At 48.8% G+C, this 22,081-nt stretch carries 17 protein-coding genes; 4 read left to right on the plus strand and 13 right to left on the minus strand.

Annotated elements, in window-relative coordinates:
• Positions 1-101: 101 nt before the first annotated feature.
• Complete coding sequence (locus KHO07_RS20965) at positions 102-647, minus strand: cytochrome b (RefSeq protein ID WP_212625416.1); 546 nt, start codon at positions 645-647, stop codon at positions 102-104.
• On the minus strand, positions 644-1,729 hold the full coding sequence (locus tag KHO07_RS20970) for a catalase family peroxidase (RefSeq protein ID WP_212625417.1): 1,086 nt from the start codon (positions 1,727-1,729) through the stop codon (positions 644-646). Before KHO07_RS20970 ends, KHO07_RS20965 begins: the two co-directional genes overlap by 4 nt.
• Positions 1,730-2,611: 882 nt before the next feature.
• Between KHO07_RS20970 and KHO07_RS20975 the strand changes: the two genes are divergently transcribed.
• Positions 2,612-3,136, plus strand: coding sequence for an AraC family transcriptional regulator (locus KHO07_RS20975; RefSeq protein WP_212625418.1), 525 nt, complete (start codon positions 2,612-2,614; stop codon positions 3,134-3,136).
• Positions 3,137-3,240: 104 nt separating this feature from the next.
• Here the strand turns inward: KHO07_RS20975 and KHO07_RS20980 are convergent, their stop codons facing one another.
• The 7 genes from KHO07_RS20980 to KHO07_RS21010 all read right to left on the minus strand — a co-directional run bounded on the left by KHO07_RS20980 (position 3,241) and on the right by KHO07_RS21010 (position 11,913).
• Complete coding sequence (locus KHO07_RS20980; RefSeq protein WP_212625419.1) at positions 3,241-4,173, minus strand: AEC family transporter; 933 nt, start codon at positions 4,171-4,173, stop codon at positions 3,241-3,243.
• 222 nt (positions 4,174-4,395) lie between these two features.
• Entirely contained in the window at positions 4,396-5,241 is an 846-nt protein-coding gene (locus KHO07_RS20985) for a fumarylacetoacetate hydrolase family protein (RefSeq protein WP_212625420.1), read from the minus strand.
• A gap of 53 nt (positions 5,242-5,294) precedes the next feature.
• Positions 5,295-6,158 (minus strand): alpha/beta hydrolase, encoded by an 864-nt coding sequence (locus KHO07_RS20990; protein ID WP_212625421.1) that lies wholly within the window; start codon positions 6,156-6,158, stop codon positions 5,295-5,297.
• 183 nt (positions 6,159-6,341) lie between these two features.
• Positions 6,342-7,655, minus strand: coding sequence for a cytochrome c (locus KHO07_RS20995; RefSeq protein ID WP_212625422.1), 1,314 nt, complete (start codon positions 7,653-7,655; stop codon positions 6,342-6,344).
• A gap of 13 nt (positions 7,656-7,668) precedes the next feature.
• Positions 7,669-9,441, minus strand: a complete 1,773-nt coding sequence (locus KHO07_RS21000) for a GMC family oxidoreductase (protein WP_244858238.1) — start codon at positions 9,439-9,441, stop codon at positions 7,669-7,671.
• 3 nt (positions 9,442-9,444) lie between these two features.
• Positions 9,445-10,170, minus strand: a complete 726-nt coding sequence (locus KHO07_RS21005) for a gluconate 2-dehydrogenase subunit 3 family protein (protein WP_212625423.1) — start codon at positions 10,168-10,170, stop codon at positions 9,445-9,447.
• 840 nt (positions 10,171-11,010) lie between these two features.
• Positions 11,011-11,913, minus strand: coding sequence for a LysR family transcriptional regulator (locus tag KHO07_RS21010; RefSeq protein WP_212625424.1), 903 nt, complete (start codon positions 11,911-11,913; stop codon positions 11,011-11,013).
• Between the two features lie 557 nt (positions 11,914-12,470).
• On the opposite strand from KHO07_RS21010, the gene KHO07_RS29275 reads away from it, so the two are divergent.
• Positions 12,471-12,611, plus strand: a complete 141-nt coding sequence (locus tag KHO07_RS29275; protein WP_244858316.1) for a hypothetical protein — start codon at positions 12,471-12,473, stop codon at positions 12,609-12,611.
• Positions 12,612-13,757: 1,146 nt separating this feature from the next.
• Here the strand turns inward: KHO07_RS29275 and KHO07_RS21020 are convergent.
• Both KHO07_RS21020 and KHO07_RS21025 read right to left on the minus strand, forming a co-directional pair.
• On the minus strand, positions 13,758-15,038 hold the full coding sequence (locus tag KHO07_RS21020) for a chloride channel protein (protein ID WP_212625425.1): 1,281 nt from the start codon (positions 15,036-15,038) through the stop codon (positions 13,758-13,760).
• Positions 15,039-15,234: 196 nt separating this feature from the next.
• Positions 15,235-16,212, minus strand: coding sequence for an MBL fold metallo-hydrolase (locus KHO07_RS21025; protein WP_212625426.1), 978 nt, complete (start codon positions 16,210-16,212; stop codon positions 15,235-15,237).
• 872 nt (positions 16,213-17,084) lie between these two features.
• Between KHO07_RS21025 and KHO07_RS21030 the strand changes: the two genes are divergently transcribed.
• Together KHO07_RS21030 and KHO07_RS21035 are read left to right on the plus strand one after the other, a co-directional pair.
• Positions 17,085-17,438, plus strand: coding sequence for a response regulator (locus KHO07_RS21030; protein ID WP_244858239.1), 354 nt, complete (start codon positions 17,085-17,087; stop codon positions 17,436-17,438).
• 144 nt (positions 17,439-17,582) lie between these two features.
• Complete coding sequence (locus tag KHO07_RS21035) at positions 17,583-18,107, plus strand: AraC family transcriptional regulator (RefSeq protein ID WP_244858240.1); 525 nt, start codon at positions 17,583-17,585, stop codon at positions 18,105-18,107.
• Positions 18,108-19,675: 1,568 nt separating this feature from the next.
• On the opposite strand, the gene KHO07_RS21040 is transcribed toward KHO07_RS21035, so the two are convergent.
• Together KHO07_RS21040 and KHO07_RS21045 are read right to left on the minus strand one after the other, a co-directional pair.
• Complete coding sequence (locus KHO07_RS21040) at positions 19,676-20,494, minus strand: alpha/beta hydrolase (RefSeq protein WP_212625427.1); 819 nt, start codon at positions 20,492-20,494, stop codon at positions 19,676-19,678.
• 408 nt (positions 20,495-20,902) lie between these two features.
• Positions 20,903-21,922, minus strand: coding sequence for a response regulator (locus KHO07_RS21045; protein WP_212625428.1), 1,020 nt, complete (start codon positions 21,920-21,922; stop codon positions 20,903-20,905).
• Between the last annotated feature and the right edge of the window lie 159 nt (positions 21,923-22,081).

Below are 22,081 nucleotides of genomic sequence, written 5' to 3' on the forward strand. Positions count from 1 at the left end.
AGAGAACCGCTGTTCCAGATCCTGTTAGGCATCCGCGTACCGAAACCAGCGGTACATTTTGGATCAGCGTTGGCTCTAAGGTGCCAGTGATTGCGAAGAAATTAACGCTTGGGCGTGCCCCGTGCCATGCTCGCGAACACGGCGTCTCTTCTAATCCAAGCATGAAAGAGAGCTGCCCCTAGGTGCGCCAGTATTGTCAGGAAGAAAAGGTAAGCGAGATAACCGTGAGCTCGACGCAATTGCGCGTAAGTTTCAGCATTGTGCGAGATCAAGGAAGGTAAACGCACCGCGTCGGAAAGCATAACCGGGTCACCCGCCGCCGAAATCATCGCCCAACCTAGCAGAGGCATGACCAGCATCAGGCCATACAGAAGGAAATGCGATAGCTTGGCCGCAGCCACTTGCCACTCAGGCAGATCAAGCGGTAGTGGCGGCGTTCTCGACGACAAACGCCCGATAATTCGCACAATGACCAATGCCAAGATTGCAATTCCCAAAGGTTTATGCAGGTCAAGCAACCACTCATGACGCTCTGAAACGGATGCGGTAATCCCAGCTCCAATAAACAACATCGAGATGACCATAAAAGCCATCAGCCAGTGCAAAAAACGAGTTAGCCGAGCGAAATGATGTGACGGTGTGGTCATTGCTGGTGCTCCTGGGCTTGTGGCACTTGTAATGCGCTAACCTCGCTGGTTCTGCGCAAATAAGATCTTGCATAGGCGGCTGAGCGGGCAGCCAGCAGCGGATCATCTGATCCTTCAATCCCTTCAGGTAGCATCAAAGGGTCGAAGTTGATATCACGGCAATCGCCCTCGATTTGTGGCATGTCGCGATCGATCACAAGCGTTCCTGCATCAAGAGTCTGATGATCACCCTGCCATTGCTTGGAAGCATCATTCGCAGGGTCTCCGGGGTTAGCCAGCGTGAAAACCAAACTCCAGCGCTTAGGGCCGCTCTTCAGTTCCTCATTTAAATCTTGCTCCAGATAATCCACTTGGGTGGGAGCCTCACCCGCCACGGAGGACTGCGGCACAAGCGTCCAGCGAACTGCTTGCTTGTGTCCTTGCGCATCTACCAAAAAGAAAGCGTTTAGACTGTTGTACGCTTGTGTCACGTAACTCGCAGAGGGTTTGGCGTTTTGAACCCACGCGAGGAATGGTTGCGCCTCGGGATGAGCGGCAAAAAAAGCGGCAGGTTTGGATGGGTCGACCTTTCCTGTCTTGGGATCGGGTGAGGTCGCAATAAGCAAATCAACAAAGGCTTGAGGCGTACCAACCGGGAACACCGGCATGCTGTTCATACCTGTGCGCCACTGCTGCCCATCCGGTTGAGTAAATTGGATTGCAAAACTGCGAACAGGGATAGCATTGTCAGGGGAAAAAGGATCGCCCGTTGGTAACGCCAACCTCCCAATAATGGGGATGCGGCCAGGCCTAAACACTTGGGCTTTAGACAGCGTGGCGACTAATCCATTGCTTTCAAAATAGCCCACAACGCATACACCTTTAGGATGGTTGCGCCGGTATCCGGGATGTAAACCAGCGTTACGCTCAAGCGCATTAACAACCCTCTCAGGCGTCAGGCGTTTCGCGTCAAACAAACCATTGACGTAGCCCATCGCACTAAGTGAGATAACTAATATTGCGCCGATAGCGACGAAACGTACTGCCATCGCGGCCTTGCTCAATGGAGACTTTTTTAATTGGGGGATATCGTTTTCGTACATAAAAAAGCTCCAAGCCGGGCAATGGCAAGCATTTTAAGTTCAAAGGTTTGATTACAGTGACCGATGATTTAGGAATCAAGGGTTTACTCAAAGTCATACAGCATGGACTTTCCAGCTGAAATTTATTAACTATTACCAAACACCTTGCACGTTTATAAGCAAAATTTATCCGCACTGTGTTAGATAGAGGTACAGCCATCGTTTAACCTACTTCGTAGAAATGGTAGACAGCCACTTAATGGAAATATTGGATGCTTGTGCGCTTGATGAAAGGTGGGATTTTCAAAAGTTTTTTTGTTTGACCAAGGCCAATCTAGCGAAACGATCAAAATTTCTATCACTCCTGAAGGGTACGTTACTCAGACATAGCGCACCGTCGGTGAGCATGGCAACAGCAATACGCTAGGGTCAGACGAATACGCACTCCAGTTTCCCGCACCTTGAATGAGCATTGTGTTACTGCGGGGGTAGTAGCACGATTACGCTTAGCAGTTGGCTAAAACACGGTGAAGCATTGGACGTGGTGGCATAGGTCAGCTCTGCCTCCTCACCTGCCTGCTGACGACCTGCCCCACCTGTACGCTGACCCCGCCCCTCGAAGAATCGTGTCAGCCGTCTAATGGCGGGTCTTGAGACAAAAACGTCGCAGAGGAAAGATGCACTTATGCATCACTGTCATGAAAATGTTCAGCATGTGACTTCAATCTCCCCAACGTACTATATGAAAACATTGATACGCACGGCGGGACGGCTTCTTCCAAGCAAATAGCATCCGCCCCCTACAGTCCAGGCGAACACCTCGGCCTAAGAGCGCGAAGGCTATAGCTTGATTTGGAGATACTTCCACCTAACGTGGCGCTGAGATTCCATGGATTCCTTAACATGACGGCATTAAGCAAATCTCGCGAGATTGCAATCAGGCTCGAAACTTTCAAACTCATAAAAACCGTGAGCTGTGCTCTGTCAGTCAACGCGCCGGCTGGATATGAGAAAGTCCTTGAAGAGCAGCTGAAAGTCGGACTAATCACGCTATGCTTGGAATCACCGCAAGAAGGCTCAAAGGAGACAAACCAGCGGTTACCTTTGTGGAAGGAAGATAGGGCCAAGGAGCTGATGAACTCTGGAATCTCCGAAAATATATCCATAAATAAAATCGCTGATGCCTGCGCCCTCTCGCGCAGCTATTTTTCCCGAGCATTCAAATGCAACACAGGAATGTCACCAAAAGAATGGTTTAGCCGCATCAGATTGCAAAAATCGCAAGAGCTGCTTGTTAAAACCAAAAAAAATATTGCCGAGATTAGCCTCGAATGTGGGTTCTCCGACCAATCACATTTTTCTCGTGTTTTCAAAGAAGCTTCCGGTATCTCTCCGAAAGCTTGGCGGGAAAAGTTCTCGGCTAACTGAGTTGAAAAAAAGGTTATTTACCGCCCATCCACTTTTCCTATAAGGTTCAGTCAATTAAACGGACGCCGCAGCTAGCTGCGGCGAATGATAAATTGAATCAGCTATTAAGTTTTAAACAGTGAGACTAGCACCGCGATCGTCACGATTGAGAGCATCGTGGAGATGAGAATGCTGCCCGCTGTTGTATCCGCATCGCGATTATAAAGATTAGCCAAAATGTAGGGCCCGGTACCTGTTGGCAGTGCCGACACAACCACGGCGATTGCTGTGAGCTCATGGGACAAGTGGAAAATATAAAGGGCGGCGAACCAAGTGATTGCTGGCTGCAGTGCAAGTTTGAACGCTACCAGGAATGAGAGATGCGACCAATCAAACCGTCCTTTCGCGTCCCCGATGAACGCTCCGAGGGAAACCAGTGCACAAGGGCTCGCGGCACCGGCGAGCAAGCTAAGAAATCGATTGGGGCCTTCTGCCAGGGGCGGTGCAAACTCAGCGTACAGCACACCTAAAACAGGGCCCAGCAACATAGGGTTTTTGGCTAGGGATAACATAACCTTACCCATTATTCCGAACAGGTTCCCCTTTGGCTGCAAGCCAATTTCCACCAGTAGCACCGCAATGCCGAACAGAATACTTACAGTCAAGATGGCTGTGATTGTTACCAATGGCAGGCTCTGTGCGCCGAAAGCCGCCATGCAAAGCGGAAACCCGATAAAACCGACGTTGGCGTAGCCACCATTCAGTCCATCTAGGCTTGCATCTGCCAATTGCTTGGTTTTGAGGTATCTGATAATCACGGTGAGTGCGAAGGTGACAGCACATCCAAGCGCAAATGCCATGGTGAAACCTGGCTGGTTTAGATCATGCCAGCTAGCGTTGGCCATAATCTGAAACAGTAATGCCGGCATTCCTAGATAAATAACAAAGTGGTTTAATTCACGCGCGCCAGATGGCCCTAAAAAACCATAACGTCGCGCAGCCCAGCCCGCGCCCACTAACGCAAAGATGGGCAGTACTACAGAGAAAAGCACATTCATATTTTTTCGCCAGTGAACGGCAGGCAGTGGCAACTACACAGAAATACGCTTCGTTCAACAGAACGATCAACACTCTGCCCAGAGGTGCCTGTAGGGTTTTTTGGGAGGTAAGTTTGCGATCGAGCAGCAGCGGGCCGGTATCCGTAAAACGGTTCTAAATTGGCCCGCCTGCACCCAGTTGGAACAGCCCATCAACTCGTATTCATAGAGGAGTTTGGCTGATCACTCCTTCCATCCTCGAATTTCTAGACGCTGACTTCCTAACCCTTCAATCCCTGCGGTAACGACATCTCCAGGCTTCAGAAACACGGGGGGGTTTTGACCTAGACCTACCCCGGCAGGAGTACCAGTGATGATCAAATCACCTGCCTCAAGCTGGTAGAAATTTGAGACGTAACTAACTACCGCTGGCACGTCAAATACCAGATTTCGAGTATTTCCGTCCTGATATCTGTGCCCGTTGACAGCAAGCCAGATTGAAAGCGAACTGGAATCAGGGACTTCATCCGCTGTGACCAACCATGGGCCTACAGGTGCAAATCCCGGAAAGCTTTTTCCTTTCGTCCACTGCCCACCGCGATCCATTTGATATGATCGCTCGGACAAATCATTTACAACGCAATACCCGGCGACGTGCTCAAGAGCATTTGATGTGTCTATGTACAAGCCACGTTTGCCGATAACGATACCAAGCTCTACCTCCCAGTCACCTTTTTCAGAGCCCTTAGGTAAAGTGACTGAATCGAATGCCCCCGTTGGATGACAGCCTTTCATGAATATTGTAGGCTCGGTAGGTAATGGGAGCTTTACTTCCGCAGCATGGTCAGTGTAATTAAGACCAATACAAATGATCTTGCCGATTTTAACAGGTGGCCCAAGCCGAACTGAATCGTCCTGCACAACTGGGAGTTCCTCCACATTCAACGCCGCAATTTTGGCTAGCTTGTCTGCGGACAGTGTGGAGGCGTCAATATCTGTAACGTGTTCGGACAAATCACGCAGAAAACCGTCAGCGCCGAGAATGGCGGGGCGTTCTTCCCCCTTTGCTCCAAATCTTACCAGCTTCATAAAATATCCCTTTCCAGAAAAATATTAAACTATGAATTAGTATTCGAAAAAATCTAACCCTTCCAACCTTCGAGAAAATTCAAAAGCAGCTTATTAACGATCTCTGGTTGTTCTTCCTGAGGCAAATGACCACATTGCTCAATCGCATAGGTTTCGAGATTGGAGGCCATTTCCGACCATATCTTGGGCATATCAAATAGCTTCCCGACGGCGTAAAAATCTGCACCCCAAAGGGACATAGTGGGACACTCAATCTTCACATGCCCATCTTCAAGATCTTGAGCGATATCGACTGAGTTGGCCCGATAATCGGCCATCGCACCACGCACAGCTCCCGGGGCCTGATACGCTTTGACATAAGTATCAAAAGACTCGCCTGAAATGGCCATCGGGTCGTAGCACCAATCAGAAAAGAAATGTCGGAGCCAAAGGTGCTCACGCCCTGCGATTAGCGCCTCTGGTAGGTCAGGAACCAGATGAAACAGGAAGAACCAGTACGCCTTTGCGATCTTTGCGTTGAGGTCGCGAGCAACGATGCGAGTTGGAACATTATCCATCACAACTAAACGATCAATCAGATCCGGGTGGTCTTTAGCAAACCTGGTGGCGACCCTTGCACCGCGATCGTGGCCAACCAAGGCTACTTTATGGATGTCCAATTTGCGCATAAGCTCGCGAACATCCAAGGCCATATTGCGCTTGTCGTAGCCACTGGCTGGTTTGTCGGTCTCACCATAGCCACGCAAATCCGGCACAATGACACGGTATTTTTCTGCTAATACTGGTATCTGATATCGCCAAGCATAACCAGTCTCCGGAAACCCATGAAGCAAGATCACAGGCGCTCCTTTTCCCGCCTCTACAACATGCTGACGAATACCATTAGCCTCAATTGTGTAGCTTCGCGTAGCAGTCATAACTATCCCTCAGATGGTTCACATGTATAAAAACATTAAGCTGACTGTGTAAGCCGACGGTATTAACAGCCAAATGACTCCGCGAGTTATCAACCTCGGAAGACAAACAACATAAATTCAAGCTAATAAGCCTTCGAGTGACCACGCTGGGTTTTATTTAATAATGAATTTTAAGACCTGATATCACTTATCAACTGGCTTTCGGTTCGAATCACTTTCTAATAGCGGGCCAGCAGCCCCAAGCAGTTCCTGATCAGAAATACCTTTACGGATTTTGGCTACATCATCTGCTGTAACTTGATGTCCGACATTCCCCCAAGACTGGCGGATAAATGTTGTAACCTGGGCAACCTCTTCGTCGGATAAGCGCCACCCAAATGCTGGCATGGTGTATTGTGTAACTGCCTCCTTGGTTGCTGGCGTTGTGTAACCTGTCAAAACAATGCGGATTACTGAGTCGGCCAAAGAATCAGAGAGAACGGAATTGTTAGCGAGGCCTGGAAAAGTTTGGCTATATCCCAAACCATCACTTCTATGACAAGCCATGCAATTGTCGGCATAGATCCTGGCACCCAAGCTCTCGATTTTCAAACGGTGCAACCTTTGTGCGGCATCATCGTCGCCTCGTACTGCTATTTCTGGATTTCGAGAAGACAAGGTTTTCAAATATCGGGCTATTGCCCCGAGATCATCCTGGGATAAATGTTGAAGACTATGGTCTACCACCTCGCTCATGCCCCCAAACACGGCTGTACGATCGTTACGACCCGTCTTGAGGAATTGCACGATATCCACTTCAGTCCACTGCCCCAGGCCTGTGGTTTTGCTCCCCCTTAAATCCTTGGGCACCCAGCCCTCGATAGGCGCTCCACCGGAAAGGAAATCGTTCCCGACATGGTCGTTAAGAGCCTTTTCTTGAAGGGTTAACGCCCGGGGCGTATGGCACGCCCCGCAATGCCCTAACCCCTCTACCAAATAAGCCCCACGCTCGCCCGAAGCTTTAGCTTCCGGGTTTGGTTCTGGGGCAAACATTAACCGCCACCCAGCCAATGGCCATCGCATGGACATAGGCCACGGGATCTCGGAGTCCTTATTGATTTGGTCGACGGGAGGCACCCCGGAATTGAAATATGCGTACAACGCCCGCATGTCATCACCGCTGACGCGTGCGTAGGAGGGGTAAGGCATGGCGGGATAAAGAGTGGAGCCATCCTTTCGAATGCCTCTACGCACCGCATTGTCGAAGTCTTCGAAAGAATAATTACCGATTCCGCTATTAGAGTCCGGCGTTATATTGGTCGAAAAAATCGTTCCTATCGGTGTTTCCATCGGCAAGCCCCCAGCAAACGGCTTCCCCCCCTTTGCCGTGTGGCAGGCCACACAATCCCCGGCACGAGAAAGGTACTCACCTTTGGCGATCGAAGCCTGGTCATTCTCTGCTCCCCACGCCGTTAAGGTCGCAGTGATGCAAAGCGCTGCTGCTAGTGTTTTAGCCATGGTGCCGACTCCCTTACGCCTGAACCATAGGGCCTGGGTTTTTAAGGTATATTTTCTTGATGTGGTCAACAGACCAGTAGGTCAGAGCAGCCACCAACCCAGTAGGGTTGTAGCCAATGTTTTGTGGAAATACGCAGGCCCCCATAACAAAAACGTTTGGAACATCCCAACTCTGCAGATACCGATTCACCACACTGTTTGCTGGTGAGTCGCCCATGATGGCACCGCCAGTCGTGTGCGTACTTTGATAAGCACGAGTATCAAAGTGAGTACCTGACTTGCGTAAATTGACTTGGACACTGCCGCCGATTGATTTTCCTATTTCAGTCGCGCCTTCGATTGCATGCTTAATCATTGCGAATTCATTCTCATGCCAATCGAAAGTCATGCGCAGCAAGGGTTGACCATGAGAATCCTTGTAGGTCGGATCCAAGCTTAGGTACGTATCACGGTAGGCCATGACCGTACCTTGAGCGTAGATAGGAAGTGTGCGTTGGTAGTCCTCCTGGACGCTTGACTTCCAGCCTGCCCCCCAGTTTGGCCCTCCCGGTAGCGGCTTGCTTTGTCCGATCGGGCGCCCCCCTGTACGAAGGTGGTAGACACTGGCGCCACCGATGAAACCTAGCGGCCCATGGTCAAAGTTATCTCCGTTGAAGTCGTCAATTGCGGTTCCAGCTGCTCCTGCACCCACGTAAGGATTCAGCTGCGTGCCTTTTGGTAGCAGCACGTTGACGTTGCTGTTCATGTGATATGCGTAGTTTTTACCCACTACACCCAAACCTGAATCGGGTTCGTATGGTTTTCCAATTTTTGAAAGCAGAAGCAACCGGACATTATGCATTTGGAATGCACAGAGGATGACAATTTTGGCGGGCTGGAATATTTCCTGACCTTGGGTGTCGACGTAAGTGACCCCCGTAGCAATCTTTCCTGTTGAATCGGTCTCAATCCTAAGCACATGCGATCTTGGTTTGAGAGTGAAATTCTCTTTACTTTTGAGTGCTGGCAAGATCGAGGTTTGGGGTGAAGCTTTGGAGTACATGTAGCAACCATACCCCTCACAGAAACCGCAGAAATTACAGGGGCCTAATCGCACCCCATATTGATTGGTGTAGGGAGCCGATGCATTCGCAGCAGGGACTGGAAAGGATGCATAGCCTAATTGGTTGGCAGCGCTACCAAACACCTGCGCACCATAAACAGACTTAAGCGCCGGCAATGGATAGTCCGAACTACGCGGGGCCTCCCAGCGATTTCCACCAGGAACTATCTGATTTCTTAGATTCCCCGCCTTCCCTGAAACTGCGGCCACGTCCTCCCACTGCGCGAAGTAGGGTTCAAGTTCCTCATAGGTCAAGGGGTAGTCCTGAATGGTCATTTCCTTCGAAAGGAAGCCAGCGCCATAACGCTCCTGATAGTGACTCTTTAGCCTCAGATCTGAAGCGAAAGCCCTCCAGGACATTCCGTTCCAATGAAATCCGGCACCGCCCACACCGTTACCAAGAAGAAAAGCACCATGCTGTCTATAAGGCACAGCGACATCCTTGCTCGAATGGCGAATAGTCACTGTCTCCTTGGACAAATCCTGCAGAAGCTTTCCCCGGGTGCTGTAGGCCAGCTCATCGATGATGTTCGGGTAATTTGCAGTCGTGGAGGTATCTTGCATCTCTCCACGCTCCAGCGCGAGAATCTGTAAACCTGAGTCGGCTAATTCCATAGCTGTGATGGCACCTGTCCATCCGAACCCGACAATTACGACATCAACAGGTAAATTTTGGCTAGCCACAGTTCAACTCCTCTCGCCTTCAATTGACACGGCGCCGAGTGGATATCGTTCGTTCGGATGATCGACCCAGTCCATAAAATCAGCACGCGCGCCTGGGAAACCGATCATTTTCCAGCCGGCCAATTGCCGATTCCCCCCGTACCTAGGATCCGCGAAATACCCCTCTTTGGAGTTTTTCAACAGCTGGCTGAAGAAAAGAGAGCTTTTCATTTCTTTCATTGCAACAGCATCAGACTCCAAATTCATTAGCACTTTAATTTGCTCATCGTTTGACAGACTGCTGAAGTTTTGCCCTTTCGCTTGCAAACACCAGCTTTCACAGGCTTCGATACCAAAACGATAGATGTCACGAGGTGTCAATTTTTGCTGATGACCGAATTCTGGCGCCTGATCCGGGTAGAAAGGCCCCTCCATGTACCATAGGGCCCCGAACGCATAGGGTGTTTCCATCTGCCGGTCGATAAACTCTGGGACGCCACATGCGATGGCGCCTGGGCCTAAGTCATCTTCTGGGATTAGCTGCATCGTTGCGGCGTTGATGAATACCCATTCTGACTCACTGAAAAATCGCGGGGCATATCGCTTTGAGCCGGCCGTCAATAGGCGATCAGCCGAAACTTTCTCTTCGTCATGAGTGCTAGCAAATACAGAACCCGACACCATAGTGACAGCCGGGATTAACGTTAGACTCGCTTTCAAAAAGTGACGCCTGGACGAATTTTCCGACATCAAATTAACCCCTGAAATGAAAAAGCAGAGCTGGAACCTTTGGCATTCACGAATCGACGCAATCCAAATATCCACACCAGAGTGAGAAGACGCACGTTATTAACACTCACCCATTCGAACGTTCAATTGACAGGCACTGCTTTCCCATATGCAACTAGCACACGACATCAGCGCTTTGATGAACAAACTTTATACGAGATTTAGTACTGTTTCTTGAACAAATGTGCCTCGCACATCCTTTCAAAAATCGAGCTAGTCGAAGCCAAAAGGTTTATATCGAACAGCAGCCAGAAACCTATGCCATTAGAATGAAATTGCTCCATCTGGCTTTGCTAGTTTTTTGGCAAAGCATAAAATACGCAAAATTTTCCGGAAGAGAATTAATAAAATGGCGGGCTCTCGTCCTTCTTAGCGGCGCACCTTTCATCCATCAACGGACGACTACCGATCCATCGATCACTCTTCTATGGGTAGACGATCGCAGGTTTATCCAGGCATGGCGGCACCGCATGGATGTATAAATTAGCCGCACATGCATACAAGAGATCAGAGATCCGATGCTGTTTAATAAAGGGGTCTGAGTCAAACAAGTGACTACTTTCACTCTAGACCCAGCAGATGGCTTGATTCACTGTTTCATCTATACATCCTCCCTTTATGGCCGGCTCCTCCCGGCCTTTTTTTCGTCTAATTTTAATTTGAGTTGTAGGCATTACCTTGGTAAGGCGTACAGCCGCCACCAGAAAAGAAAGTAATTGTCATTCGCCAGGATGCTTTTATTTTGCACCGCAGTTGTGCTTTCTGCGAAAAATGCTATTCGCGAAATTTTCGAGTTACGAATTAACGAGTGTACACACAACTCACGTCCAAAGCCTCCTGCATGAGTTTGATGAACTCCCTGACATGAAGCGAGCGTCGATATTTGAGAGGATACTCAATATTGATGGATCCTCCGTTCGGCACCCGCGAAGTGAACAATGGTAAAATTGATATCAACCGATTAGCCCACACATCTTCATGCACAAGCCAACTTGGCAGGAATGCCACGCCGACTCCAGAAATAGCAGCTTTGCGAAGAATTTCGGGATCGTTGCTACTGAATACACCATGCACGCTCACACTGCTATCACCGCTTAACAACCAGCGAGCATGCCCATTCTCTCCCTCTGTTAAACATGCATGCCCAGCAAGCTGCTCCGGATGCTCAAGTCTTCCATGTCGCGCCAGATAACCAGGGCTTGCTACGAGACAATATTCAAAATATCCCAACGTGCGAGTTATTAAACCTACTGTCGAAGTGCACTGCCCAACAAAAACCCTTAGATCCACAGTATTATCCCGTACATCAACCACACCATCGTCACTGACCATACATAAACTGATATCTTTATTCCGCTCCATAAATTTTTGAATATGCGGGAGTATAAGTTTTCGCCCGAGATGAATCGGCACGTTAACTCTAAAACGCCTGTTACAAGACAACGTCCCACGGACAACCTCAAAGTCAGCCATATCGATAGCTGATACAATTTTCTTTATGCAATCACGATACTTGGCACCCACTTGTGTCAATGCTACGCATCGAGTTGAACGGTCAAGTAGCGCTGCCCCTAGGCTTGCCTCCAAAGCAGAGACGTCTCTAATGACCGTAGACGATGAAACTCCCAACAAACGGCCTGCGGCCGTAAAACTTCCTTGCTCAGCTGTTGCAAGAAAAGTTCTCATTGCCATGAGTTTATCCATGACACCCTCACACTAAACCTAATGGAATTGTCGATAACAGTAGTACTAAGGAATTCAATTACAGACTTATTAACCACTTTCCGACTGATTTGGACACTTGAATATATATAGACATAGTTTATATTTCTTGTATATTCGTGCTTGCACACTCACCAAACTTTGCAAAAACCTAGTTCAATCAAACTAGCTTTCATATCGTCACTTGTTGTTTCGAGAAAATGACATGCCTTTTTTTTCGATATCGCAAACTAGCCTTTAACATGCAAAAAAACACACCCGCTTTTGTGCACATCTGTTCAAGAATTTTTCTATTCACGCACAAAATGCGTCGAGTGTGGGACAAGGGCGACTTGCAAGGCATGCAAATTTTGCACACTACAACTATTAACAGTCTACACCTGTCCTTTCAACTGCGGTCGTACGCGTTGATTGCCAGCCACAAAAACATTAGATGCTCACCAACAATGCTCGAAGCTTTAGATCAAATATGAGGTAGCAGATTGAGTACATATAAAAATGCACGCCGAGCAATTATCGTAGGGGGTTCTCTGGCGGGGTTGCTTGCCGGTAATCTTCTGCGCTCAGCAGGATGGGAGATTGATATATTCGAACGATCCACACATAAAATGTGGGGGACGTGGAAGCGGCATAATTTTACAACCTCAGTTGTTAAAAGCACTTCGAGAAATCGGCTGTGAAACGCCATCGAGTCAGCTAGGTATAAATCAGAGTTTCGAATTTCTTTACGCCCAGATGGATCGATCCGCAACCAAATGTTTGCCTCTCAGGTTCAAACCTCTTGGCCGATGATCTACACAACCTTAAGGAACAAATTCGGTTCTGAGCATTACCATCGTGGTCAGACCCTGACAAAAGTTAATCAAAGTGCATCGGGAACGGTTCAAGCGATTTTCTCAAGTGGATTACACGCCGAGGCAAGCTTACTCTTAGGTGCAGATGGCTTCGAGTCGACCGTGCGCAGGCTACTCTGGCCAGAAAGAGAGCCGACTTATGCTGGGTACGTAACTTGGCACGGAGTGATTCCTGAGAATGACATTCCAAAGGAGGTTCGCAAGGATCTGATAGAAAATTTCTGTATGGCCACTAATCAAAGCTCACATTTTCTCGGATACCTCATTCCCGGTGAAGGTAATGATCTGCGACGCGGACGCAGGCTCTACAGCTGGGCATGGTATCGACCCGCTCCTCTTGACCTCCTGGAGGCATCATGCGAGATACCAATGGAAAGTGCCGAGGCTACTCTGTCCCTGCTGGACGGCTCGCTAACTTTTGGAAAGACAACATTCGGCGATGCGCCAATATGTTGCTTCCACCCCAGTTCCGTGCAGTTGTCCATGCAACCCGTGAACCCTATGTACAAGCTATTCGTGACTTGCGGGTTGATCGCATGATCCATCAGCGCGTTTTATTACTGGGTGATGCCGCTGCCAATGCGCACCCTCACACATTTGCAAGCACCTCCAAAGCCGCCTCTGACGCACTGACATTGTGCTCAGCTCTGAGCCATTTCCCTAGCGACATTGATAGGACATTAGGCCATTGGGAGCGACCACAACTAGCGTTTGCAGAGCATCTCTGGCACAGCGGAAGGGAAATGGGTGATCACTTTTTGTAGAATTCGTGAGGCAAGATAAAAAATGCATAACTTTGAAAGCTTGGTTATTTGAGAACATGCAGCGCTCACCTTGTCCGGGGTAAACTTCTGATTTACCGGTGAGCCGCCCAGTCACTCTATAGCTGTCTCACGCGCACTAAACGACCTCGAGCTCCTTAGGCATCTGATCTGGGATTTTGGAGTTCGCAACCTAAGCGGCGTTCGCTATTCAATGTAGTGCCTGAAATTTTGCCGTACACAGTCGACTTGCGCCGACGGAGCCAGCAACAGCAAGCATTACAGGTACTAAAAAATCGTGGTCGATCCTAGTGAATTCTGCAACTAGAATGATCGCTGATAATGGCATGCTCATGGAAGACGCCAGAAAAGCTGTTGCGCCGATAATAGCGATCGCCCCCAAGGGTGCGCCTGGCCAGAGAGAATTCCAGCCATACCCGATCAGCGTTGCAAGCAAGGCCCCAATAGCTAGGCTTGGTGTGAGCAAACCACCTTCAGCCCCAGAACGGAGGGTGGTGGTAGTGATGAAAACTTTTGCAACCAACAAAACTGCCGCTACCCCCAATCCCACCTCTCCTTCGAAACCCAGCTCAGCAGGGCCCTTCCCATTGCCGAGGATCTGGGGTATCCAAACCGCGAGGCATCCAATGAAAGCGAAATTCACAAAACAAAAAAGGACAAGCTTCATGCCTCGCACAGCATTAGCACGTGCGCGACCAGTCAGACGAACAAAACCATAGCCAGCAACACCGAATAATGGGCCACAAAGAATCGCAAATACGATGAGATTGGTACTCAGTGAAAAATGTGGAATCGTGTATTGTTCCTGAGCTCCCAAACCTATCCAGGCGATGCCAGCTCCAATAACGGAAGCTGTCAAAGCCATGAGTGCAACATGCCAGCTAAATGTGATTAGCAAAACCTCCAGGACAAATACCGCACCACCAATAGGCACATTGTAAACAGCCGCAAGTCCCGCGCCGGCTCCGCAAGCGATGATTACCTGACGCATAGAAGGTGCTATATCGGCACGCTTGCAGATCTCACTCGCTATCAATGCCCCCACCTCTCTCGGAGCGACTTCCCTTCCAAGCGGCGACCCCATACCTACGGTGACAATTTGAAGCAGTGCATGCACCAGTGTCGATCCAAAGGGCATCTCGGGTGCGTCCAACACTATCGCTTTCTTGACACTGACGATGGGCTTGCCGAATCGATGCACCGCCCACCATCCAATGCCGGCAACCGAACCACACGCTGCAAGTACCAAAATTCGTCGCCTATCAGAAGCATTGGTAGCCCCTAGGAGGAAGCTCTCCATCGTGTCATCGAAGCCATAGCCGTAAGCGACGTGTTGGATTACGCGCAGCAGCATGGCTAACAACATTCCAGTCATGCCTGCCCCGATGCCTGTGAGAATCAGGATAAATGCGATCTTGAACCACAATTTCTGGGCGTTGCGATTACCGATGAATGATTCAGACTTTGTCATTTAATGTCTCTTGCAAGAGGTAGCACTCATCATCGGGACGCGAATCGAGACACTCGGACTGGCTATCCATATAGCGTGAAGTACGTCTAGGGCCTACCACAGAAGGTGTCGATTCGACCCAGTGATACCGCTAAGCACGGGCAACTCGTCCACCGACACAAGGAGGTAAATGGAAATGGACGAGTTGACAGAAGGGCTATTTCAGATAAGGGACTCGTGCCGCACGCTTGTATGGCCCATACAGTGCCGGCACCCAAGTGAATGATTTTCCGTCTTGGGTCACATGGCCGACACCTGGAAACGGAAGATGTGCGGCCGCAAGCCATTCACCATCTTTTGCGAGCTTACTGAATTCGCTTTCCCGAGCATGGATGGCTTCGGAGGGGTTGTTGTCAAAGCGGATAGCAACTTCGGGATGTGCGAATTGCACAGCAGCATTGTGAATTAAGTCACCGATAAACGTAATCGCATGCCCCTTGGAGGCGAAACGGTACATTGCGCTACCAGGTGTGTGTCCAGCACTGCTGTAGACTTGGACTTCAGGAAGCGGAGACTGTGGTGGAACGAAGGTCTGAAATTTCCCCGCTTCGCGATAAGGCGCCAAGGAGTGAGTGGCGATGTCAAAATATTCTTTTGCCTGCTCAGGTGCGCTGGCTTTGTGCGATGGGTCAAGCCAATAGTCCGCTTCTGCTTTGGACGCATACACTGTCGCGTTTTCGAACAGAGCCTTTCCCTGCGAATCAACCAAACCACAGACATGATCGAGATGTAGGTGAGTCAGTAAAATGGTATCAATTTGATCCGGCTGGTAGCCTGCTGCTGTAATATTTGAAACCAACTGCCCCGCCGTTTCAGGAACGCACTGCCCTGCTCCGCTATCGATCAAAACCAAATGCGTGCCAGTGTTGACCAGAAACGCGTTGAATGTCGTCGGAATTTTGTCCCCGTTGATGGCGTTACGAGCTAACAACGCCCTGATTTTTTGCTGAGAGAGGCCTTTCAACAAGTCAGGGGAGAGGTCATTGTATCCATCGAACAATGCGGTGATTTCATACTCCCCGACAGCAAGGCGAAAGTAACCTGGCACCTGTTGTTCGACCTGCTTGGGAAGTGCCGCATTGACATTAGCCGCTGAAAAAAAAGCCGCGGTGGCTAAGATGTAAAAGAGCTTCATGAAATTACTCCGAAATAAGGTTTCCCTACCCTATTCAGATTTCATTCACAGATCTTGCATTTTCGTGCTTACAAAAGCTGCGCGCGTAAAACAATTGACACAAGCGCACATAAATCAAAGCACCCGCGCCACATTGGATTAGCATGCTGCCAAAAATTTATCGCCAGTCATTCACTTGTCATGCTTTGGAGTGTGCCAAAATAACGAAAAGCCTTAAGGTTTGAACAGGAAACGCCATCATAATTGAAGATAGAGCGATCGTTAGGATAAAGATTGTTACCCCTAAGGATAATGTACAGGCGTCTAAAAAATATCTAGAATTAGATCGGATTAGGAAGATTTATCGGTTCCGGTACTTGAAATGACAAAATGTGCGAAATCCGTTGTTTATCACCGACACTACGCAGATCATTGCCAGAGGCACTACAAAGCAACGGTCAGAACCTGATTATTTGGACGAGTTGGTTGTATTCAAGGACGAGCAGTGAATGGAAAAATCTTGGCGAGCCGCAGGAAAAAAGCTTTAATACTTCCCAAATCGAGGCGGACAATAGTATTACTATTTACCCCGTAATCGATCAAGTTACACGCTCCCTTTAGTGCGCTTTAAAATAAAAAATGAACTATTCTTAGGTATCGCCCGTCAGTGGCTGGACTTGAATCTATTCTCCGCCATGCATCCATTAGCGGGCATAAAAACATCCATAAAACAGCGGTGGCGATTGATTCGGTGTTAGAATCCTGCCTCCTATGGGCGGCACGTATTAAAGTTGAGGAAGTCTGCTCATGACGCTATGTTGCAAAAATATGGCAGAGGATGACACCCTTCCGGGCAGCCATCCTCCTATCCTACTGGGTTGTGATCATCAGCCATGAAGATTATTTGCGTGGTAGATGACGACCCATCCGTTCGCAAATCCCTCGTGAATTTATTACGATCCGAGGGGTTTGCTGCGGTTGGCTTTGAATCCGGAGAAGCGCTCCTGCAGTCGAATATGGTAGATACCGCTCACTGCATATTGCTCGACATGTTCATGCCTGGACTCAGAGGCATTGATGTCCAACTCGAGCTCAGCAAAAACCTTAAGCCTCCCGCGATCGTTTGCATGTCTGCCTACTGGAACGATGCCATTCTGGAGCGCGCAAAAAATCAGGGCGCGATTGACTGCCTAAGCAAGCCCTTCTCCAGCGATACTCTGCTGCGATCCATCAGTCTGATCGGCTGACAGCAAGCGCCTACACTTAAAGCCTTTCCTTTACGAATAGACAACGCAACTACCCATTTCTTAATTGAAGATTAACAATTTCTAAAGGACTCCAATCGAGCCTGGAACGCAGAATTAAGTCTCCAATCCCTAGGAGATCCTGCCATGAACATGGCTCATAGCGTTGCGGAAATTCCTGTTGATCAAAAGTCTATCCTCCTGGCCTCTACATTGCAGATGGCATTAGCTAAAAGACGCCCCATAGAAGCCTACGAGGGTTGCTTGGCGTTGTGTGCTCATCTTCTCTCCACATACCCAGCGGCATTACGAGGTTCGGACAGTTCAGCACAGCTTGCACCATGGCAAGAGCGAAAAGCCAAAGAACTGTTATCTGCAAACGATAAAGGAATTGCCATTAGCAAAGTCGCTGAGGAGTGCCGGTTATCTCGTAGTCACTTTTCTAGAGCGTTCAAGAAAAACACAGGTTACTCACCTCAGGGCTGGGTGCTGAAAGCCAGAGTAGAAAAGGCCAAACAACTCCTAACGGAGACTCGTAAATCAATCGCAGAAATCGGATTGGACTGCGGATTTTGCGATCAATCTCATTTTTCGCGCGTATTTAGCAAATCTACGGGCGAAACCCCTTTCGCATGGCGAAGACTGATGTCAAACATCGCGAAGTCCGCCTGATCTCAAATTCACACGAAAGAAGCAGTGGCGACTTGACTGGGAATAAAAGAGAACCCCAGACCATATCATAATAAAATTTAACGTCAGAATCGTAGTTTTATTTATTAACTCCTGGTAGTCCATCTCATGATTTTTTTGTGAAGCTCACTGGCCCTTTCATCTCTTAGGAGACTCAAATGCTTAATCAGGCAGACCTGATACTTTTCAACGGCAGGGTGCACACCAAGGATCGGGAGGTGCATGACGCAACGGCCGTAGCGATCTCCAATGGTCGATTCATAGCCGTAGGCTCCGATGAAGAAGTAATGCGCTACCGCTGCGCGCATACTGACATGGTCAACTTGGATGGTAGAAGGCTAATGCCAGGTTTTTTCCAGCTCGCGGGTTAATAGCATGCCGGTAAAAATCAGCAATGACGCAGGCCAGTGTTTCGCTGCTAGACCTTTGTTTAAAAAGCAGCATTTTGAGTCTTCCTCGACTAGCTGCTGAGGCACTATTAAACACCCAAAAGAAGGCGTGACCAAACGACCCGTTTTTCAGGTTATTAAAACTGAAACGGTAGATCAAGATAGGATAGGGTCGCCTAAACTTTTAAGGTATTTTTCCCAGAGAAGTGTACATCACCCTTCCATCTGGAAATCGTTATTCCAAGATCGCAATTCGAAGGAGATGATCGATTCTAAGCAAACAGCATGTTCCATCCTCAGCAGACCGATGAGGAAAAGCATGATGTGTGGGAAATTGCCCAACCGGTTTTCGATTCCAGGCAAAGTACTGACCATCCGGCGGAGGCTGACTCCAGATCTCTATTCCCTCAAATTCTGGAGAGAATGATTTCCCCATTATCATCCACCCTGCTCAACACAGACGCATATGAAGGGTGGTCAGATAGAGAAAAGTTGATATTGCTAAAGCCCTCTCAGATTGACGGAGCTTGCTACGCTTTCCAACTACGTAAATCTAGTCGCGTCAGCAATGAAGAGAATTTAAGTCTTAAATAACCATTTATCGAAAGCTGCATATAGAACAATATCTCGAAATTGCGCTGACAACTGTTGCGCCAAAGAACAGCCTCAGTTTAATGACTTTAAAGCTTGTTGAACCAGGCCCTAATGTATACACGGACGAATATCGATTGAGCCTTTTGCTTCATTCATTAATAGACGAGGTACACCTCACCCTGTTCCAAAGCGTGATAGATAGCCGGGTAGCCATCGGAATCCGGGCTTCCAACGAAAGGAAATTGATTTAGATCAGAAGCAGGGATACCTAGATGTTAGTAGCTGGCTACATTACTAATCTGCTCATACTGTATCAATCCGATGAAAGACCTAGAGAACTTAGTCAAAAATTTGCCTGACTCCTTATGCCGCCTTTCGAATCAAAATATAACCTCAGCCACTATAGATCCTTCTGCAAATGTATCTGCGCGATCAAATCCAGCGAAGCGAACGAATTGATCGCCCACTTAACTGACACTGAGGATTACGAGCACTTAACTCAGCGCCCGACACAATCTGCGTCGAGCACTAAGCCAACTTAAGAATGATAGATGAAGGTGACAGTAATTAACGCTGTATGAACGAAATAAGGTCTTCGTTCAGCTGTTCGCCATGAGTGACGGTGAACCCATGCGGAGCGCCTTCATATACCTTCAGTTCCGCGCCGGAGATTAGCTGCGCAGCGTATTTTCCGGTCGATTCAAAGGGAACCACTTGATCCCCGCTTCCGTGAATGACTAATGTGGGAACGTCGATTTTGGCCATATCTGGACGGAAGTCAGTCTCAGAAAACGCCGTCACGCAATCAACGGTGCCTTTAAGTGATCCCAAAAGAGCGACATTGAGGGTCTGGGTAAATACGCCTTGCGACACAACTTGACCTTGGTTGGTGCCAAAGAAAACAGGCGTGAAGTCGGCAATGAATTGCGCGCGATCTTTGAGTAAGCCATTTCGAATGCCGCTGAAAACATCAAGTGGTACGCCCTGCTCGTACCCGTTAACTTTCCCGAAAATCGGCGTAACCGCCCCGAGCAGAACCAGCTTTGAAACCTTAGCGCTACCATGACGAGCAATATAACGAGATACATCACCGCCGCCCATTGAGAACCCAACCAACGTGATTTCGGTCAGATCCAAATGCTCGATCAACTGAGCAATGTCATCTGCGAAAGTATCATAATCGTAACCTTCCCACGGTTGGCTCGATCGACCGAATCCGCGGCGATCGAAAGCAATGGTTCTGTAACCACGGCTACTAAGGTAATTCATCTGATTTTCCCACGAATCAGCATTCAGCGGCCAGCCGTGACTGAACAGTACCGGCTTACCCTTACCCCAGTCTTTGTAGTAGAGCTCAGTACCATCTTTAAGAACCAAATACGACATTTCACATCTCCTAAATTTCAACTAACTTTATCGTTGAGATACTCTGGAACTGTAGAATCGTTGCACATGTCAATAACCTACGCCGGGTCGCTTCAAACCAAGCATTTAGGGGGGCATGGACGACTGAATACAGCGCCACCATAGCTCATAGCAAAAACGTAGGACTTGCATTACGAATAATTACGTAGCACTCCTAGGTTTCATTTTAAGAGTAAAGCTGACGCGCAATGTTCTATAGGACAATCGTGCTTGCAAGCAAACAAAAAACATCAGGATATTGAGTTACCGCCAACAAGTGACGACCCATATGCGGGTGACCTGAACAACAGAACATTGTTCAAGGATGGGATATAGGACTATCTAACGGTGTTGCAAGATCTGATTGCTGAACCGATTCATAGCTACATTCTATGCCCTACCAGGCGTTTCTATATTTCGACCCGCTCCGATGGAAGCTACAACTTGCGCAAGCTCGACCGTCGACTTTACCGACATTTTTTCCAAAACCCGCCTCTTGTGCACTTTTATGGTCACTTCGGTGGTACCCAAGCCCGTTGCTATGAGCTTATTGGATTGGCCGTCAACCAAAAGCTTCATCACTTCCTGTTCACGTGCGGTGAGAGAAGCATAGCGCTTATGTATGGAGTTCAGAACACGCTGCCTACGGTGTTGTTGAGTAGCGAGCCCCAACGATGCTCTTACGATCTCTATAAGGGCGTCAGGCCTGAAGGGCTTCGTTAAAAACTCGGTCGCACCTGCTTTCATGGCTTGAACGGTCATAGGAATCGTACCGTAACCCGTCATGAAGATAATTGGCCACCATTCGCCTCGCTGGTTAAGTATCTCTTGCAGCGCCAATCCATTCACGCCCGGCAAAGAAACATCTAGGAGCAGGCACGCGGGCGCATCGGGGATTTGGGTATCGAGAAACTCTGCGGCAGAGGAGAATGAAAGATGTGAAAGCCCTACCGAAGCTACCAACCTCCCGATAGATGCTCGAAAACGGTCGTCATCGTCAATGATGAGAACGTACTGAGCTTCCACAGTTGGGGTGGTTTCGTCATGCATCGGCGCAAGGCGAGAAGCGACTGTCGATTTGGACATTGCCTCCAACGGGGCGGTTGGGCGATCGCCAATGCAGATCCGGTACCCCTGTCGGTGCACCGTCTGAATGAATGTCTTTCCGCCCAACACCTTCCGGATCATGCAGATGTGCACCTGCAAATTGTTGTCTTCCACGACAGTTTTTGGCCAAGCGGAAGCGATGAGAGTTTCTTTGCTGACAGTACTGCCCCCCGCGCGCAACAACGTTTCCAGGATGTCAAAAGCGCGACTACTAAGCGGAATTGGTTCGCCGTTCCTGCACACAATACGCCGGACGGTGCATACGGCAGCGTCTCCTATGCGGATCATGGTTGTCTCATCCATGGTTCACTCGACTTTGCTGTTCACGGTTACGTAGACTCTAACTCGGATACATAAAGAAACATATTACCCATTCGGATAACTTTCTGAGGCAAACCTGAAAACCCATCGTCAATTTTCTCCAGAAGCGAATTACTCATACTCACAACCCCATTTTTTGCA

Source organism: Pseudomonas sp. PP3 (genome assembly GCF_905336995.1).
GTDB classification, from domain to species: Bacteria; Pseudomonadota; Gammaproteobacteria; order Pseudomonadales; family Pseudomonadaceae; genus Aquipseudomonas; species Aquipseudomonas reinekei.

Excerpts from the sequence above, each read along its gene's own strand:
- KHO07_RS20975 (WP_212625418.1), top strand. The coding sequence starts at position 2,612 with ATGACGGCATTAAGCAAATCTCGCGAGATTGCAATCAGGCTCGAAACT.
- KHO07_RS20985 (WP_212625420.1), bottom strand. The coding sequence starts at position 5,241 with ATGAAGCTGGTAAGATTTGGAGCAAAGGGGGAAGAACGCCCCGCCATT.
- KHO07_RS21010 (WP_212625424.1), bottom strand. The coding sequence starts at position 11,913 with ATGGATAAACTCATGGCAATGAGAACTTTTCTTGCAACAGCTGAGCAA.
- KHO07_RS21035 (WP_244858240.1), top strand. The coding sequence starts at position 17,583 with ATGAACATGGCTCATAGCGTTGCGGAAATTCCTGTTGATCAAAAGTCT.
- KHO07_RS20995 (WP_212625422.1), bottom strand. The coding sequence starts at position 7,655 with ATGGCTAAAACACTAGCAGCAGCGCTTTGCATCACTGCGACCTTAACG.
- KHO07_RS21040 (WP_212625427.1), bottom strand. The coding sequence starts at position 20,494 with ATGTCGTATTTGGTTCTTAAAGATGGTACTGAGCTCTACTACAAAGAC.
- KHO07_RS21005 (WP_212625423.1), bottom strand. The coding sequence starts at position 10,170 with ATGTCGGAAAATTCGTCCAGGCGTCACTTTTTGAAAGCGAGTCTAACG.
- KHO07_RS21025 (WP_212625426.1), bottom strand. The coding sequence starts at position 16,212 with ATGAAGCTCTTTTACATCTTAGCCACCGCGGCTTTTTTTTCAGCGGCT.
- KHO07_RS21045 (WP_212625428.1), bottom strand. The coding sequence starts at position 21,922 with ATGGATGAGACAACCATGATCCGCATAGGAGACGCTGCCGTATGCACC.
- KHO07_RS20970 (WP_212625417.1), bottom strand. The coding sequence starts at position 1,729 with ATGTACGAAAACGATATCCCCCAATTAAAAAAGTCTCCATTGAGCAAG.
- KHO07_RS20990 (WP_212625421.1), bottom strand. The coding sequence starts at position 6,158 with ATGACTGCTACGCGAAGCTACACAATTGAGGCTAATGGTATTCGTCAG.
- KHO07_RS20965 (WP_212625416.1), bottom strand. The coding sequence starts at position 647 with ATGACCACACCGTCACATCATTTCGCTCGGCTAACTCGTTTTTTGCAC.
- KHO07_RS21020 (WP_212625425.1), bottom strand. The coding sequence starts at position 15,038 with ATGACAAAGTCTGAATCATTCATCGGTAATCGCAACGCCCAGAAATTG.
- KHO07_RS21030 (WP_244858239.1), top strand. The coding sequence starts at position 17,085 with ATGAAGATTATTTGCGTGGTAGATGACGACCCATCCGTTCGCAAATCC.
- KHO07_RS20980 (WP_212625419.1), bottom strand. The coding sequence starts at position 4,173 with ATGAATGTGCTTTTCTCTGTAGTACTGCCCATCTTTGCGTTAGTGGGC.